Source organism: Corynebacterium gerontici (assembly GCF_003813985.1).
Classification (GTDB): domain Bacteria; phylum Actinomycetota; class Actinomycetes; order Mycobacteriales; family Mycobacteriaceae; genus Corynebacterium; species Corynebacterium gerontici.
This window is the reverse complement of sequence record NZ_CP033897.1, coordinates 1,032,836-1,048,197: the sequence shown is the minus strand read 5'-3', so window position 1 is coordinate 1,048,197 and position 15,362 is coordinate 1,032,836. Positions and strand designations below refer to the sequence as shown.

Here is a 15,362-nt window from a genome sequence, read left to right as displayed (position 1 = left end):
GAAATTGCTGGCTTGAAAAGGAGAAATTTCCCACATTCGCCGGAGTTGTTTAGGGCATGAAAAAACCGGCACCAATCGGTGCCGGTTTCCTTTCGCTACAACTTAGTTGCCAGCGAGCTTCTCGCGCAGAGCAGCGAGCTGCTCGTCGGAAGCCAAGGAGCCACCCTCAGTTTCGTTGGAAGCAGCGGGTGCTGCTTCCTCGGAAGCGGAAGAGTAGTTCGCTGCCTCGCCGGAAGCTGCTGCCTCGGCTGCGGCTGCACGGGAGCGCTCGATCTGAGCGGTGTGGAGCTGGAAGCGACGCTCGGACTCTGCGTAGCGAGCCTCCCACTCCTGGCGCTGCTCGTCGAAGCCCTCGAGCCACTCGTTGGTCTCCGGGTCGAAGCCCTCGGGGAAGATGTAGTTGCCCTGCTCGTCGTAGGAGTCGGCCATACCGTACTTGGAAGGATCGAACTCTTCGGTGTAGTCCTCGTCGGCCTGCTTCAGCGACAGGGAGATGCGACGACGCTCAAGGTCGATGTCGATGACCTTGACCATTGCCTCGTCACCGACATTGACAACCTGGTCCGGCACCTCAACGTGGCGCTGAGCCAGCTCGGAGATGTGAACGAGGCCCTCGATGCCTTCTTCAACGCGAACGAAGGCGCCGAAGGGAACGAGCTTCGTAACCTTGCCGGGCACAATCTGGCCAACGGCGTGGGTGCGTGCGAATACGCGCCAAGGATCTTCCTGGGTTGCCTTCAGCGAGAGCGATACGCGCTCGCGGTCGAGATCAACGTCGAGCACCTCAACGGTGACTTCGTCGCCAACGGTGACAACCTCAGAGGGGTGATCGATGTGCTTCCAGGAGAGCTCGGAGACGTGCACGAGGCCGTCCACACCGCCGAGATCGACGAATGCGCCGAAATTGACGATGGAGGAAACGACACCCTTGCGCACCTGGCCCTTTTGGAGCTGGTGAAGGAACTCGGAGCGAACCTCGGACTGGGTCTGCTCGAGCCATGCACGGCGGGAAAGCACCACGTTGTTGCGCTGCTTGTCCAGCTCGATGATCTTGGCTTCGATTTCCTGGCCGATGTAGGGATCCAGGTCACGAACGCGGCGCATTTCAACGAGGGATGCAGGCAGGAAGCCACGCAGTCCGATGTCGAGGATGAGGCCACCCTTGACAACCTCGATGACGGTGCCGATAACCGGCTCGTCCTTGGCCTTGAGGTCCTCGATGGTGCCCCAGGCACGCTCGTACTGAGCGCGCTTCTTGGACAGAATCAGGCGACCTTCTTTGTCTTCCTTGGTCAGCACGAGTGCGTCGATCTGATCGCCAACCTCGACAACTTCGTCGGGGTCTACGTCGTGCTTGATGGAAAGCTCGCGGGTGGGGATAACACCTTCGGTCTTGTATCCGATGTCGAGCAGAACCTCGTCGTGATCAACCTTGACCACTGTGCCTTCGACGATGTCACCATCATTGAAGTACTTGATGGTGGCGTCAACGGCTGCGAGGAAATCCTCAGCGGAGCCAATGTCATTGATGGCTACCTGAGGGACGTTATTGGTGGGCATAAAGTAAGTGCTCCGAAAAGTAAGTAGGAATCGTGATTGGACAGGAACGCGTCTCTCTCCACCCCAGTTGTACTGGCGTTTTGATCTCACTAGAGATGGATCATTGCCGTCCTACATCAGCAATCTCGCACCTTAAGCACAGACACGCTCGATCAACAATAGTCTATTTTCGCAGCTAGAGCAAGCGTTCCAAGCCTCCGCTCGGCTAGTGTCACAATAGCCACATGCACAACATTTCAGCAGACGATGCCAGCCAAGCGAACCGGCGATGGTGGAACAGCGACGCAGATGCCTACCACGAGGCGCATCCCGAATACCTGCAAAGTTTCTTCTGGTGCCCTGAAATGTTGGCCGAGGCCGAGGCACACCTTCTGGGAGACTTGAAGGACAAACGCGTCCTCGAAATTGGCTGTGGCTCCGGACCCTGCTCATCCTGGATAGCTGAAACTTTTCCCTCCGCGACCGTGATCGGCTTCGACATCTCCGCGGACATGGTGCGCCGTTCTTCCGGAACTTTTCCTGCCTTGCTTGCCGACGTCCACCGTATCCCACTTGCAGCCAACAGCATGGACGTAGCGTTTTCCGCCTTCGGGGCGTTCCCGTTCATTCCCGATCTCACCGTGGCACTGCGCGAAGTCGCCCGAGTACTACGCTCCGGCGGCACACTGGTCATTGCTGCGAATCATCCTATGCGCTGGATTTTCGAGGATTTTCCAGACGAGCGAGGCCTGATTGCCACAAACAGTTATTTTGAACAGCACTATGTAGAAAGCGACGAGCACGGCGAGCTGCAATATGCCGAGTTTCAGCACACTATGGCCGATTGGATCAACGCTTTCCATGCTGCAGGCTTCTCAATCGAGGGCATGACCGAACCCACTTGGCCCGAGGATTTAACGACCACCTGGGGTCAGTGGTCACCGCTGCGGGGAAAGATTTTCCCCGGCACTGTGATCTTTCAAGCTCGACTTAGTGAGCAGCTTCCTCCCAGTCCTCACCAACACCGCTTGCAACCTCCAGGGGCACAGTAAGTTCTACTGCCGCGTCCATTTCGCGCTCAACGATGCTCTGCACCAACTCTCGCTCACCGGGGGCAACTTCCACCACCAATTCGTCATGGACTTGGAGGAGCACACGCGAGCGCACGTTAGCCTCCCTCAGTTCCCGATCGACGCGGATCATCGCCACCTTAATAATGTCGGCGGCAGTTCCCTGGATAGGGGCGTTCAGGGCAGCGCGCTCTGCAGTTTCTCGCGCCACGCGGTTCTCGGAGGTGAGCTCGGGAAGGTATCGACGGCGCCCAAACAGCGTCGCAGTGTAACCATCGTGTCGCGCCTGCTCCACCACTTCATCCAGGTAACGCTTTACGCCGCCGAAACGCTGGAAGTAGCTTTCCATAATGGCCTTTGCTTCCCCGGCAGCGATGCCGAGCTGTTGAGAAAGACCGAATGCAGACAGACCATAGACCAGTCCGTAGCTCATTGCTTTAACCCGACGCCGCAGTTCTGGAGTCACTTCACCAACCGGGACATCAAAGACGCGCGAGCCCACGTAATTGTGCAAGTCCTCGCCATTTTGGTACGCCTCAATCAATCCTGCGTCTTCAGAAAGATGCGCCATCACGCGCATCTCAATTTGCGAGTAGTCAGCAGTGAGCAAGCACTCGTACCCCTCACCTACGGTGAACGCCGAGCGAATCTTTCTACCGGCCTCGGTGCGCACCGGAATATTTTGCAGGTTCGGATCGGTGGAACTCAGGCGGCCAGTGGAGGCCTTCGTTTGGTGGAAGGTTGTGTGAATCCGCCCATCTTCCCCGACGGCACGAATGAGCCCCTCAATCGTGGACTTCATCTTGGTGTATTCGCGATGCGCTAGCAGGTGGTCCAGGAATGGATGCGGATTCTTGGCGGCAAGCGCATCAATTTCTTTCGCCGCCGTTGAATAGCCGGTTTTGGTCTTTTTCGTTTTCGGCAGACCCAGCGTGTCAAAGAGCACGGATTGCAGTTGCTTCGGGCTGGAAAGGTTCAACGTGGGTTCATCGACAAGTTTGCGGGCTTGCTCCTCTTCTTCGGCGACCATGGCCTTGAAGTCTTCGAGCTGCTCCTGGAGCGTCTCCACATCGACGGCAATCCCGATCGCCTCCATGCCTCCCAGGATCCCCGCGAGTGGAATCTCCAAATCACGGTAGAGCTCGTAGGCGTCGATTGCGACGAGCTGTTCTGCCAGCGTCTGCGCCAATTCCATCACGGCAGCCGCGTGCGCGAGCAGTTCCTGATTATCGGCAACGTCAAGCAGGGAGAGTTGACCACTTGACGCTTCGCTGGCTAATTGCCGCTGCAGGTGGCGCTGGAATACGTCTTTGAGCTCATATGTACGCTGCCCTGGGCGCAGGAGATAGGCAGCGATCTCGGTGTCGTGCTCCACCCCATCAAGGTCAAATCCACGCGCCTGCAGCATATGGAAATGAGCCTTGGCTCCGTGAACAAATTTCGGGGCGTCGCTGGCGAGCCAATCGCCAAGAGCCTGCTCTTCAGAGGGGTTGAGGTTTTCAAAGGATGCGACGATGCCTCGATAAGACTCATCGCAAAGGGCGAACGCCGAGGCATCGCCAGCACCCGGTACTGCCTGCCCCTCAACCACGAGCGCCAATGCTTGTTCTGCATGGGCCGCTAGCCAAGTGTCCACAGCGTCATGTTCGAGTTGAAGATCAGGAGCCTTGTCCGCATCTACCGCACTACCGTCGACGCCGAAGGAGTTGAACACCCTTTCGCGAAGATTCACTCCAAACTCCAGCGAATCAAAGCTCCGGGCCACCGCATTGACATCGATGTCCTTGCGTTGCAGTTGCTCGGGACCCAACGGAAGTTCCAGGTCGCGAACCATCTGCGTCAGTTCAAAATTGGTGCGAACTTGATCGATGGCCGCGCGTAGATTCTCGCCCGCCATGCCTTTGATCTCGTAGGCGTGAGTGAGCAAGCTTTCCAGATCCCCGTACTGCTGAATCCACTTGGTGGCCGTCTTTTCTCCAACTCGCGGAATGCTCGGCAGATTGTCTGATGGATCCCCGCGCAATGCGGCAAACTCTGGGTACTGCGCAGGTGTGAGCCCATACTTTTCTTCAATCGCCTCAGGAGTGTAATGAATCAGATCCGATACGCCGCGCTTTGGATACAGCACCGTCACATGGTCATTGACTAATTGGAAGGAATCGCGATCGCCAGTCACAATCTGAGTACGAAAACCTTGCCCTGTGGCCGCGGTGGACAAGGTGGCGATGATGTCATCGGCCTCGAATTTCTCTTTTTCCAAATGGGTCACTCCGAGAGCGTCAAGAACCTCCTTGATGAGCGAAATTTGACCCTTGAACTCTGGCGGCGTCGCATCACGCTGCGCTTTATACGCCGGGAACTTCTCCGAGCGAAACGTCTTTCGCCCAACGTCGAACGCCACCGCCAAGTGGGTAGGTTGCTGCTCGGCCACCAGGGAAGACAGCATGCCCAAAAAGCCGTACACGGCATTGGTTGTCTGGCCGCCGGAGGTTGAGAAATTCTCCGAGGGAATGGCGAAAAAGGCACGAAACGCCATCGAGTGGCCGTCGATAAGCATCAAACGTCGAGATTCAGTCACGCGCCCTAGTCTAAACACACACCCGGAATCTCGCGTTCTGCCTTGCCTTTTTCATTCCGTGCCTTTTGTGTTGTAAGATTTTCATCCGACGCCCCAGTAGCCCAATTGGCAGAGGCAACGGATTCAAAACCCGTCCAGTGTGAGTTCGAGTCTCACCTGGGGCACCACTACCGGCGCTGCAAAGCGCCGTTTTTCTTTGCCCGGGCTACACTCATTGCGTCTCTATAACGTCGAACGAGGAACCACATGAGTCAAACACCCACCAAAGAATCCCCGCTAAAACATATTTTGTACGTCATTTTCGGCGGCTTGATCGGCTTGGCAGAGATGGTGCCGGGCGTCTCCGGCGGAACTGTGGCGCTGGTCGTCGGTATTTACGAGCGCGCAATTCGCAATGGCGATCTGCTGCTCCACACTCTTCGCGCGGCGGTGACTGATCGTAGGCGCCTCAAGGATGCAGCATCGCAGGTGGAGTGGGCGTTCCTCATAGCGGTGGGTGTCGGCATGGTACTGACGGTGCTTTCACTATCCTCGGTGATGCATGCTTTCGTGGAGAATTCTCCCCAAACCTCCAAGGCGCTTTTTATGGGCATGGTGGCGGTTTCGATTCTGGTGCCGCTGCAAATGATCAGCGGCAAAGAGCTTGAGGCGAAGCGGGTGCCGGCGTACGCGATGTTTGCAATCGCGGCGATCGCTACGTTTTTCCTCACCGGGGTAACCTCTGCCGAGAAAACGAACCCCTCCCTCATCGTCGTGTTCTTCGCAGCCATGATTGCCGTATGCGCCCTGGTGCTTCCCGGTGTTTCAGGTTCATTCATCTTGTTGTCGCTCGGTCTATACGGCCCCGTCATCGGTGCAGTAGCGGAGCGTGATCTCACCGTGATGGCGGTGTTCGCTCTTGGTGCCCTGACTGGCATCACCCTGTTTATCAAGCTGCTGGATTACCTAATTACTCGGCACCGCACTTTGACGCTCGCCACGATGGCAGGTCTAATGCTGGGCTCGCTTCGTGCGCTCTGGCCATGGCAAACCGAGCAGGCGGAATTGCTTGCACCTTCGGGCAACGTGTTGGGCACGGTGTTGTGGATTCTCTTGGGCGGCGCCATCGTCGCGGCGATCATGTGGGCAGAGAAATTCACCACCAAACACTAAATTCACATATTATGCTCTTGGCGGTATGCTATCTGCCATGAAGTTTTCCAATCGGCGGATTCGCCGCGCCGTTTGCGCGCTTTCTGCAGCGCTCAGCCTCGGCGCGTTGAGCGCGTGCGTCACCAATGAGGAGCAAGGGCATCCAGAGGGCTGGGAGAAAGTCCAGCCCGCGCCGGTCGCGGAAATCGAGGCGATGGTGCCCAAAGACATCAAAGAACGTGGTGTGCTGAGTGCCGGCACCAACCCACCGTTTGCCCCATTCGAATTCCGGGATTCCTCCCACACCATCATCGGCGTAGAAATGGATCTCATGGAGGCAATCGCCTCCACCATGGGTTTGAAGTTTCAACCGAAGGAACAAGACTTCTCGCTCATCTTGCCCTCCATTTCCTCCGGATCTGTTGATGTAGGGGCCTCCGGATTTACCGATACTGAGGAGCGACGTCAAAATTATGACTTCGTAGACTTCCTTTACGCAGGCGTGCAGTGGGGGCAACAAGCAGGCGACAACATCTCTCGCGAAAACCCATGTGGCCTGTCCATCGCGGTGCAACGCACCACCGTGTCAGAAACCGATGACGTGCGCCCGCTTTCCGATAAATGCGTATCCGAAGGCAAAGAACCCATTGAAGTGCTCTCATACGACACTTCTGATGCCGCGGCCACGGCCCTCGTCCTGGGCCGCGCAGATGCCTTCAGCGCAGACTCCCCTGTACTTGCTTGGGCAGTCACCCGCGCCGAGGGAAAGATCGAAGCAACCGGCGAAATTTTTGACGCAGCCCCCTATGGTTTCGCAGTTCCCAAAGGTTCACCTCTCGGGCCAGCAGTCGCCGCTGCATTGCAGCACCTGATTGAAACGGGCGAATATCAACGCATTCTCTCGCAGTGGGGAATCCACGATGGGCTCGTTGATTCAGCCCTGATAAACGAAGTGCCAATCAAGAAGTAGGACCACATCATGACGAATCCAAAACCAATTCAGGCGAAGCCACTTCGCCATCCCGGCCGTTGGGTCGCAGCCGCTATCATCTTGGCCTTGTTCCTGTGGTTCCTCATCTCCGCAGCAACCAATGAGGCCTACGGCTGGGATACCTACCGCGCGTATCTCTTTGATACCCGCATTGCCACCGCCGCAGCTCACACTCTTGCCATCACAGTCTTGTCCATGCTCTTGGGTGTGGTGCTCGGCTGTGCTGTTGCAGTGATGCGCATGTCTCCCAACCCTGTATTGTCCGCAGTCTCCTGGTTTTACCTGTGGATTTTCCGTGGCACCCCGGTGTACGTGCAGTTAGTGTTCTGGGGACTGCTGGGGTCGATCTACCAAAGCATCAACCTGGGCTTCACGGAGATTTCCCTAGAAAACGCGCTGAAGAACATGTTCTTACTCGCCGTGATCGGCCTCGGCCTGAACGAGGCCGCCTATATGGCTGAGATTGTTCGCTCCGGTATTCAGGCGGTTCCCGAGGGTCAGACAGAGGCTTCCAAGGCCTTGGGCATGAGTTGGTGGATGACCATGCGCCGCACCGTGTTGCCGCAGGCGATGCGCATCATCGTTCCGCCCACCGGTAATGAGTTCATTTCTTTGCTCAAAACCACATCCCTGGTGGTAGCGATCCCCTACACCGCCGAGCTTTATGGCCGCGCGACGGATATTGCAGCCGCACTTTTCGATCCCGTACCGCTCCTGCTGGTGGCGGCCACCTGGTACTTGGCAATCACCTCACTGCTCATGGTCGGCCAGCATTTCCTGGAAAAATACTATGACCGCGGCGTTTCACGCGATCTCACCCCAGCCCAGCTCGCCGCTCTTGCTGATGCAGAGGGCACCCTGCCCAAGAACGTCAACGTGATCCAGAAAGGCAAATAGGCATGGAAACCCTCATGATTGACGCACAACAGTTGTGCAAGAGCTTCGGAAGTCTTGAAGTGCTCAGGGGCATCGACCTGCAGATTTCCAAAGGCAGCGTCACGTGTTTGATCGGCCCTTCGGGATCCGGCAAATCTACCCTGCTACGTTGCGTGAACCACTTGGAAAAGATCACCGCTGGGCGTCTCTACGTCGACGGTGAACTCATCGGATACAAGGAACGCGATGGGGTGCTCTATGAAATTTCTGAACGAGAAGCCGCTCGCCAGCGCTCAGGCATCGGCATGGTGTTCCAGAACTTCAACCTCTTCCCCCACCGCACGGCGCTCGAAAACGTCATTGAGGCTCCTATTCACGTCAAGGGCGTCGCAGAAAAAGACGCCCGCGAGCAGGCGATGGAGCTGTTAAAGAAGGTCGGGTTAGGCCATAAGGCAGACGCCTATCCAGCGCAGCTTTCCGGTGGTCAGCAGCAGCGCGTAGCCATTGCTCGTGCGGTTGCGATGGAGCCCAAACTCATGCTTTTCGACGAACCCACGTCCGCACTGGACCCCGAACTCGTGGGAGAGGTCCTGCGCGTCATGCGCGAACTGGCCGCCGATGGCATGACCATGCTCGTGGTCACACACGAGATTGGCTTTGCCCGCGAAGTGGCGGACACTGTGGTGTTCATGGACGGCGGCGTGGTCGTCGAGGCCGGCGATCCCAAGCAGGTCATCGACAACCCCCAGCACGCCCGCACCCGGGAATTCCTCTCAAGCCTGCTCTGAGAATTTTCGGCGGATAGCGTCCGCCACCCCTTCAGGCAACATATCCGATACGTCTCCCCCATACTTGGTTACTTCCTTGCACAGTGTGGAGGAGATGTACCCGTATTTAGGGTCGGTCATGAGAAAGCAGGTATCGATTCCTGCGAGCTTTCGATTCATCTGCGCCATCGGCAGCTCATAGTCGTAATCCAAGGAAGAACGCAGCCCCTTGACCAGGGTGTCCACCCCGTGAGTAGTGGTGTACTCCACCAGAAGTCCCGACCAATGGTCAACGTGAATATTTGGCAAATGCTGCAGGGCGTTGCGGATCAGTTCCTTGCGTTCTTCAACTGTGAACAGGCCGCTCGGCTTGTTGGGGTTCGCTGTAACCAACACCGTCACCCGATCATGCAGGGAAGCCGCGCGCTGAATGATATTGACGTGCCCCATCGTCACGGGATCAAACGATCCTGGGCACACCGCATGCGTGCTCATGATTCCTCCTCATAGCGATCGGCATGGAACACCGCCATGTCCATCCGCGCAATGCCAAAAGTACGCTTCTTCAATTTCTGCGGCGTGGGCACGAACCACGCGGGCCATGCAGTCTGCTCGGAGTCGCGATGACGCTCGATGACGACCACAGCGCCGTCGATAAGCTTTGGGGCCAACGCCGCCAACATTTCCTGCACGCTTGCGTCGTCAAGTTCATAGGGAGGATCGGCCAAAACCATGCTGAAATAATGATCGGGCGCGGTGGCCAGGTAAGTAGATGCCTTCATCTCCTCAACACGTACGTTGGGATGCCCCACTACCTTGGCGTTGCTGCGAATAATCTCAGCGGCGGATCGCGCCGATTCAACCAAGACCACCTCAGCGGCACCTCGGCTCGCGGCCTCAAGACCAAGAGCGCCGGAACCCGCGAAAAGATCGAGCACCACCGCATCGATAAAACCGAAGCGAACCTGAAGGGAGGAAAAGAGTCCTTCACGGGCGCGGTCGGAGGTTGGACGTGTGCCGTGTTCGGGAACCTTAATCTTCCTGCCACGAGCCTCGCCGGAAATGATACGTGTTTGTCCCATTAAGCCTCTTTCACCTCAATCACAGCCTCGCCACCAACAACGTCTTGAAAATCCTCTACCAAAAGCGCGTCCACCACCCCAGGACCCGGCGCGATCACGGGCGCCTCTAGTTTCACTGCCTCAACTGAGGCGAGCGCTTGGCCTGTGCGGACGGATTCGCCAGGGGTGACGAGGAAGTGGACGATCCCGGCGAAGGGGGCGTGAATCTTCATGAGGGGTATTTTAGCTTTTGTCGATGAAGATCTGCCGATCGTAGTCGATGTCTCGCACGAGGGTTCGGGCGAGCAAGGGGGCTTGGTGCACAATTGCCGTGGCATCGTCATTGGCGCGGGCGATCACTCTGGCATCGCGGTGCAATTTGAGGAACTTCAGGCGATTATGTCCGGATTGTTCGGTGCCGAGCACGTCGCCTTCTTGGCGATATTCCAGATCAATTTCGGCGAGTTCGAAGCCGTCGAGGGTATCGGCTACCTTTCCAATGCGCTCGAGGGTGGGGGTGCCGGGTTCTGCGCTGGTGTAGAAGAAGCAGATGGATTTGTTGGCGCCTCGTCCCACTCGGCCTCGGAGTTGATGCAATTGGGAAACGCCGAAGGCGTCGGCGCCGTAGATGAGCATGGCCGCGGCGTTGGGCACGTCCACGCCGACCTCGATCACGGTGGTGGCGACGAGCACGTCGATAAGTCCCGCTGCAAACGCCTCCATAACCGTGGCTTTGGATTCGCTGGGCATCTGGCCATGCAGTGCCATGACTCGGCGGCCCTCGAACTCGGTGTTGCTGAGGTGTTCGGTCATTTCCTCGACGCCGTCTTCACCACCGATCTTCGGGCACACTATGTAGACCTGTCTGCCCTGGTGGATTTCTTCACGCAAGCGTTGCCACATTCTGGCGACCCACAAAGAGTTTTGTGCGGGCACCACGTAGGAGGCAATGGGTTGGCGGCCTCCCGGCAGTTCCCTGAGCGTGGACACGCTTAGGTCTCCAAAGGTAGTCATGGCGATGGTTCGCGGAATGGGCGTTGCCGTCATCACGAGGAGGTGTGGAGTCAAACCGTCTGGGCCCTTCGCGCGGAGGGTATCTCGTTGTTCGACGCCGAAACGGTGCTGCTCATCTACCACGCACAGACCAAGGTTGAAGAACTCTACTGATTCTTGAATAAGCGCATGCGTGCCGATGATGATGTTTGATTCTCCGCTGACAATGTCGAGCAGCGCTTGCTGTCGTTGGGAAGTTGGCATAGAACCTTTGAGCAAGGTGATCTTGACGTCAATGCCTTTCAACATGGCCGCAATGCTCTGCGCGTGCTGTGTCGCAAGCACTTCTGTTGGGGCGAGCAGCGCACACTGGGCGCCTGCGTCCACGGCTTGGAGCATGGCGAGCAGCGCCACCACGGTTTTGCCCGAACCCACCTCGCCTTGCAGGAGGCGCTGCATTGGCTCTTTGGAACGCAGATCGTGACGGATGTCCTCAAGAACGTTCCGTTGGCCCTCAGTGAGGTCAAATGGCAATGAGGCTTGCAATTGCGCGCCGCGTTGGTCTGGGGCGCTGAGCAGGGGAGCTACTCGTTTTCGTGTATCGGCTTTGCGCAGTGCCATGACCACGCCCAAACTCAAGGCTTCGTCGTAGAGCAGGCGTTGGCGATATGGTTCGTGCCCACCAGCATCGGGCATATGAATGCCGCGCACAGAGGCGTCGAAGCTGGGCAGGTCGTTTGGCGCGAATTGCTGGAGGGGATCCTCAATTGTTGGGATAGTGCGCAGCACTTCATGGATCGCGCCAAAGATGCGCCAGGAAGGCATGGAAGATTTTGCTGGGTAGATGGGGATGAACGGGAGGTTGAGCATGAGCTGCGCCACGCGCTCTTTGTAGCTTTCCTCCTTTTTCAGCAACCGTAGGTTCCCGAGCAGGAAATACTGAGGATGCTGCAACTGCGCCTGGCCTCGAAAGAACTTCAGTTTGCCGGTGAAGATGGCCCGCACACCGACTGATAGTTGGCGCATTTGCCAGGTGGCGCGAAAGAACGTCGCCTGGGTAACCCCTACCCCATCATGTATTGACACTTGGAAAATACGCCCGGCTTTTGGTGATTCTCGGGTGGTGGTGTGCACGACTTCGCCCACGATGGTGACGATCTCGCCTTCATCCGCTGTCTCGGCGGCAAGCCCCGATCCACGTGCAGCGTATGCCCTGGGAAAATGCTCCAACAATTCATAGGCTTTGCTGTAGCCAAAAGCGCGTTTGATCGAGCCAGCTTCGCCTTTTTCCAGGATGCGGCTCAGCGGCCGCGTGTCTTGCCACCCGAGCACTATTCCACTCCGATTTCCGCGAGGCAGGCAAGTCCCTCAATCTCCATCATCGCCGAGTCGACAACCTCGGAGCCCGGACGAACAGCGATCGCGCGCTGCTCACCGCCGCACGAGTGCAATAGGGAGCTTGCTGTTTCAATTGCCTGCTCTAGTGAGTTACACCGAGCAACCTCATAGTCTCCGATGTGGACGCTGTAGTTCTCAGCGATTGTGGCGATGTGCATTCCCAGGGCCGCTTCTTGCATGTGCAATAAGGCGACGCCGAAGCTTTGGCTGGGATCGTGCACGGTCACTGCTGCGAGGATGCGCAGCAAGTGAGCACCTGGCAACCATGCCGTATGGATACCAACGCGTTGCAGTGCTCGATCAATCGCGTGCAGGGTTTGCAGATCCAAATTGGAAAATATTAGGACTTCGGCGGCATTCAATGAGGTCAATGCGGGAATCAGCTCATCATCCGCCGCGAAACACTTGACCTCTGCATCGTTAAGCAGCGGCACGGCCCCCTCGGGAGGATCAATAACAATGAGAACGCGCCCGGCGCGGGGCGCTTCGGGCAACGCCTCGACGCGCACATCACTGATGGTGCCGAAAGCACGAGCAGCTTTGAGCACTGCTTCCGGTTGCACGGTGTGAATGTGGATATTCGCCTCATCATCACCGGCGCGACCAATAACCAAACAATCACCGAGGGACTCGAGCTCGGATTCCAACCCGGAAAGGTTGGCGTTGGTGGCATACATCATCACTTCAACCTGACCAGAAGGCAGCTCCGGCTCAGTCACCTGCCCCATCGCTTCCTGCAGCGCGCCAAGGACCACAACGAGCCCCGCAGCTCCCGCGTCGATCACCCCGTGTAGATCTTCCAGTTGCTCGGGTGTGTGCTCCATTGCTGTGTGCGCAGCTTTTGCCATCGCCCCGACCGTCGCATCAAGGGTGTCCGCGGCTGGAACATCTGCTACCGCGGCGAGCACGGAGATGATGGTTCCTTCTACTGGCCGATGCAACGCTTCACGCACATAGTGCTGTGCTTTGTTCAGTGCACCAACCAGCGCCTGGCTATCAAGCGGGCCTTGGGCTGCTGCCTCAGCGACGGCACGGAGTATCTGGCTAAGTACCACTCCCGAGTTGCCACGTGCCCCTCTGACCGCCCCCGCAGCCAATTGTGCGCTGATGGCACCGAGATCGTCTGGATCCTCAACTGCGCTTACGGCAGCGCTCATCGTGTGCGCCATGTTTGAGCCCGTGTCGGAATCTGGAACGGGGAACACGTTGAGCTGATTTATCCTGGGCGCTGCATCACGCAGGGCTTGGGCAGCACTTTGCGCCCATCGCCACAACGTGGCGGCTTCGATCCGGTCAGCAGTTGCCATAATCACTCATGCTACAAGTGCCACTGAACCGGTGCGGCACCTTGCTGCTCTAGTGCTTCATTCGCTCGACTAAAGGGCCGGGAACCAAAGAATCCACGGGAAGCTGACAGCGGCGAGGGGTGGGCCGAAGCGATGATTGGCACACCGTCGAGCAATGGCGTAGCTTTCTGCGCGTCCCGGCCCCAGAGGATCGCAACCAGGGGTTGCTCGCGCTGCCTCAGCGCAGTAATGGCCTGTTCGGTCACTGCTTCCCATCCCTTGCCCCGATGTGAGCCCGCGTTCCCCGGCTGCACGGTGAGTACGCGGTTGAGCAACAAGACGCCCTGTGCAGTCCACGGGCGAAGGTCGCCATCTTCAGGTGTAGTGATGCCGAGATCATCACGGAGTTCGCGGTAAATGTTTTGCAGGCTCCGGGGCGCCGGGACTCCGGGCTGCGTACCGAAGGCCAGCCCCATCGGGTGTCCCGGTGTGGGATACGGATCCTGGCCGATGATGAGCACCTTGACTGCATCAAAGGGATCCTGGAAGGCACGCAGCACGTTATCTCCGGCGGGAAGATAAGTCCGGCCTGCGGCAACTTCTGTGCGCAAGAAGTCGCCCATCGCGTGAATCTGGGCTTCAACCGGTCCAAGGGGTTGTTGCCAACTATCATGTACTGGTAGCAAAACTGCTCCACCCTCCGTCGAATAGCGGGGTTTTTCCGTCGATGAGCACTTCCCCCTCGGATCGGTGATCAACACGGCCAATGACGCGGTATCCCGTGGGGGCGGCGCTGGTGGTGGTGCCTATGAGCGTGTGGTCTTCCCCACCCTGAAGCACCCATTCCCAGGGATCTGCTTGCAGCAGTTCCGCCGCTGCGTACAACAACTCCGAAGGTGCAATGGCGTCTGAGAATAGATTGATGCTCACGTTCGATCGCCGGGCGATGTTGCGGGTGTCCACGATGAGGCCATCGGAATTATCGGTCATCGAGGAAACACCGGCAGAGCGCGCCACAAAACCTCGTCCGGGCGGCACCTTCGCCGCGCAATGTGATTGCACCAAGGGCGCGAACTCCTCCGGGATATTGTCGCGCCCAAATCGTTGCAGCAACGCAAGCCCTGCTGCTGAGGCGCCGATTTCTCCACTCGCCACCACATGCTGGCCAGGGCGGGCACGGTCGAGGCATAGCTCTGGCAGCGAACCGCCAAGTTGACCAACGGCGGTCACTGAAATCACCACTGCGTCGCCGTCGGTGATGTCGCCACCGACGAGTTCGGCGCCGTATTCAACAACGCGTTCGCCAATGCCTCGGGCAAGTTCAGCAACAAATTGCACTCGTGTGTGCGCCGGCACGGACAGCGCCAACAGCGCTGCCTTCGGTCGCGCCCCCATGGCCTCCACGTCTGCGAAATTTTGGGTGATTGCCTTCTTGCCAATCTCTGCTGGCGTGGACCAGTCCAGGCGAAAGTGCCGATTCTGCACCAGCATGTCTGTGCTCACCACCGTTTGGGAGTTAGGCGCATCATGTTCAAGCACGGCCGCGTCGTCGCCGTTGCGCGGACTTGGTGCGTGCGCCGCGATCAAGTTGATGGCTTCTCGCTCACCAACTTCTGCCAGGGTTGGGTTCAGTGGCTGGCGCGTATTCATAGGTGTACAGGTTACACTTTTG

The 15,362-nt window shown here is 57.9% G+C and carries 14 protein-coding genes and 1 tRNA gene; 6 read left to right on the top strand and 9 right to left on the bottom strand.

Translation table 11 applies throughout. The annotated features are described in order from the left end of the window. Positions 1–102: 102 nt before the first annotated feature. On the bottom strand, positions 103–1,560 hold the full coding sequence (rpsA, locus tag CGERO_RS04985; RefSeq protein WP_123933829.1) for a 30S ribosomal protein S1: 1,458 nt from the start codon (positions 1,558–1,560) through the stop codon (positions 103–105). Positions 1,561–1,784: 224 nt separating this feature from the next. Here rpsA and CGERO_RS04980 point away from each other — a divergent pair, with 224 nt between their 5' ends. Continuing rightward, positions 1,785–2,591, top strand: coding sequence for a class I SAM-dependent methyltransferase (locus CGERO_RS04980; protein ID WP_123933827.1), 807 nt, complete (start codon positions 1,785–1,787; stop codon positions 2,589–2,591). Here the strand turns inward: CGERO_RS04980 and polA are convergent. Then, positions 2,530–5,166: a DNA polymerase I gene (gene polA / locus CGERO_RS04975; protein ID WP_123935953.1), complete on the bottom strand. Its 2,637-nt coding sequence runs from the start codon at positions 5,164–5,166 to the stop codon at positions 2,530–2,532. The genes CGERO_RS04980 and polA overlap by 62 nt on opposite strands. A gap of 111 nt (positions 5,167–5,277) precedes the next feature. Between polA and CGERO_RS04970 the strand changes: the two genes are divergently transcribed. From CGERO_RS04970 to CGERO_RS04950, 5 genes are all read left to right on the top strand, one after another. Beyond that, positions 5,278–5,354, top strand: a tRNA-Leu gene (locus CGERO_RS04970). Positions 5,355–5,433: 79 nt separating this feature from the next. Next, positions 5,434–6,339: a DUF368 domain-containing protein gene (locus tag CGERO_RS04965; protein ID WP_123933825.1), complete on the top strand. Its 906-nt coding sequence runs from the start codon at positions 5,434–5,436 to the stop codon at positions 6,337–6,339. 37 nt (positions 6,340–6,376) lie between these two features. Further along, complete coding sequence (locus CGERO_RS04960; RefSeq protein ID WP_123933823.1) at positions 6,377–7,288, top strand: ABC transporter substrate-binding protein; 912 nt, start codon at positions 6,377–6,379, stop codon at positions 7,286–7,288. A 9-nt stretch (positions 7,289–7,297) separates the two neighbouring features. Next, a complete protein-coding gene (locus CGERO_RS04955; RefSeq protein ID WP_123933821.1) occupies positions 7,298–8,206 on the top strand; it encodes an amino acid ABC transporter permease in 909 nt (302 codons plus the stop codon). Positions 8,207–8,208: 2 nt separating this feature from the next. Continuing rightward, entirely contained in the window at positions 8,209–8,973 is a 765-nt protein-coding gene (locus CGERO_RS04950) for an amino acid ABC transporter ATP-binding protein (protein WP_123933819.1), read from the top strand. Here CGERO_RS04950 and coaD read toward each other — a convergent pair. The 7 genes from coaD to CGERO_RS04915 are packed head-to-tail and all read right to left on the bottom strand — an operon-like array spanning position 8,959 to position 15,340. After that, the gene (coaD, locus tag CGERO_RS04945; RefSeq protein ID WP_123933817.1) at positions 8,959–9,447 is read right to left on the bottom strand and encodes a pantetheine-phosphate adenylyltransferase; all 489 of its coding nucleotides are present in this window, start codon (positions 9,445–9,447) and stop codon (positions 8,959–8,961) included. The two genes, CGERO_RS04950 and coaD, sit on opposite strands and share 15 nt — an antisense overlap. Continuing rightward, on the bottom strand, positions 9,444–10,034 hold the full coding sequence (locus CGERO_RS04940; RefSeq protein ID WP_123933815.1) for an RsmD family RNA methyltransferase: 591 nt from the start codon (positions 10,032–10,034) through the stop codon (positions 9,444–9,446). The genes coaD and CGERO_RS04940 overlap by 4 nt, the downstream gene beginning before the upstream one ends. Further along, positions 10,034–10,246: a biotin/lipoyl-containing protein gene (locus CGERO_RS04935; RefSeq protein ID WP_123933813.1), complete on the bottom strand. Its 213-nt coding sequence runs from the start codon at positions 10,244–10,246 to the stop codon at positions 10,034–10,036. Before CGERO_RS04935 ends, CGERO_RS04940 begins: the two co-directional genes overlap by 1 nt. Positions 10,247–10,256: 10 nt before the next feature. After that, on the bottom strand, positions 10,257–12,338 hold the full coding sequence (locus tag CGERO_RS04930) for an ATP-dependent DNA helicase RecG (RefSeq protein WP_123933811.1): 2,082 nt from the start codon (positions 12,336–12,338) through the stop codon (positions 10,257–10,259). Beyond that, complete coding sequence (locus CGERO_RS04925) at positions 12,338–13,711, bottom strand: DAK2 domain-containing protein (protein ID WP_123933809.1); 1,374 nt, start codon at positions 13,709–13,711, stop codon at positions 12,338–12,340. Before CGERO_RS04925 ends, CGERO_RS04930 begins: the two co-directional genes overlap by 1 nt. Positions 13,712–13,722: 11 nt before the next feature. After that, positions 13,723–14,376 carry a uracil-DNA glycosylase gene (locus CGERO_RS04920; protein ID WP_123933807.1) on the bottom strand — a complete coding sequence of 218 codons (654 nt, stop codon included), beginning with the start codon at positions 14,374–14,376 and terminating at the stop codon, positions 13,723–13,725. After that, entirely contained in the window at positions 14,360–15,340 is a 981-nt protein-coding gene (locus tag CGERO_RS04915) for a thiamine-phosphate kinase (RefSeq protein ID WP_123933805.1), read from the bottom strand. The genes CGERO_RS04920 and CGERO_RS04915 overlap by 17 nt, the downstream gene beginning before the upstream one ends. Positions 15,341–15,362: the final 22 nt, after the last annotated feature.

Bases quoted from the DNA above. Each gene is read 5' to 3' on its own strand.
- rpsA (WP_123933829.1), bottom strand. From the start codon at position 1,560: ATGCCCACCAATAACGTCCCTCAGGTAGCCATCAATGACATTGGCTCC.
- CGERO_RS04980 (WP_123933827.1), top strand. From the start codon at position 1,785: ATGCACAACATTTCAGCAGACGATGCCAGCCAAGCGAACCGGCGATGG.
- polA (WP_123935953.1), bottom strand. From the start codon at position 5,166: ATGCTTATCGACGGCCACTCGATGGCGTTTCGTGCCTTTTTCGCCATT.
- CGERO_RS04965 (WP_123933825.1), top strand. From the start codon at position 5,434: ATGAGTCAAACACCCACCAAAGAATCCCCGCTAAAACATATTTTGTAC.
- CGERO_RS04960 (WP_123933823.1), top strand. From the start codon at position 6,377: ATGAAGTTTTCCAATCGGCGGATTCGCCGCGCCGTTTGCGCGCTTTCT.
- CGERO_RS04955 (WP_123933821.1), top strand. From the start codon at position 7,298: ATGACGAATCCAAAACCAATTCAGGCGAAGCCACTTCGCCATCCCGGC.
- CGERO_RS04950 (WP_123933819.1), top strand. From the start codon at position 8,209: ATGGAAACCCTCATGATTGACGCACAACAGTTGTGCAAGAGCTTCGGA.
- coaD (WP_123933817.1), bottom strand. From the start codon at position 9,447: ATGAGCACGCATGCGGTGTGCCCAGGATCGTTTGATCCCGTGACGATG.
- CGERO_RS04940 (WP_123933815.1), bottom strand. From the start codon at position 10,034: ATGGGACAAACACGTATCATTTCCGGCGAGGCTCGTGGCAGGAAGATT.
- CGERO_RS04935 (WP_123933813.1), bottom strand. From the start codon at position 10,246: ATGAAGATTCACGCCCCCTTCGCCGGGATCGTCCACTTCCTCGTCACC.
- CGERO_RS04925 (WP_123933809.1), bottom strand. From the start codon at position 13,711: ATGGCAACTGCTGACCGGATCGAAGCCGCCACGTTGTGGCGATGGGCG.
- CGERO_RS04915 (WP_123933805.1), bottom strand. From the start codon at position 15,340: ATGAATACGCGCCAGCCACTGAACCCAACCCTGGCAGAAGTTGGTGAG.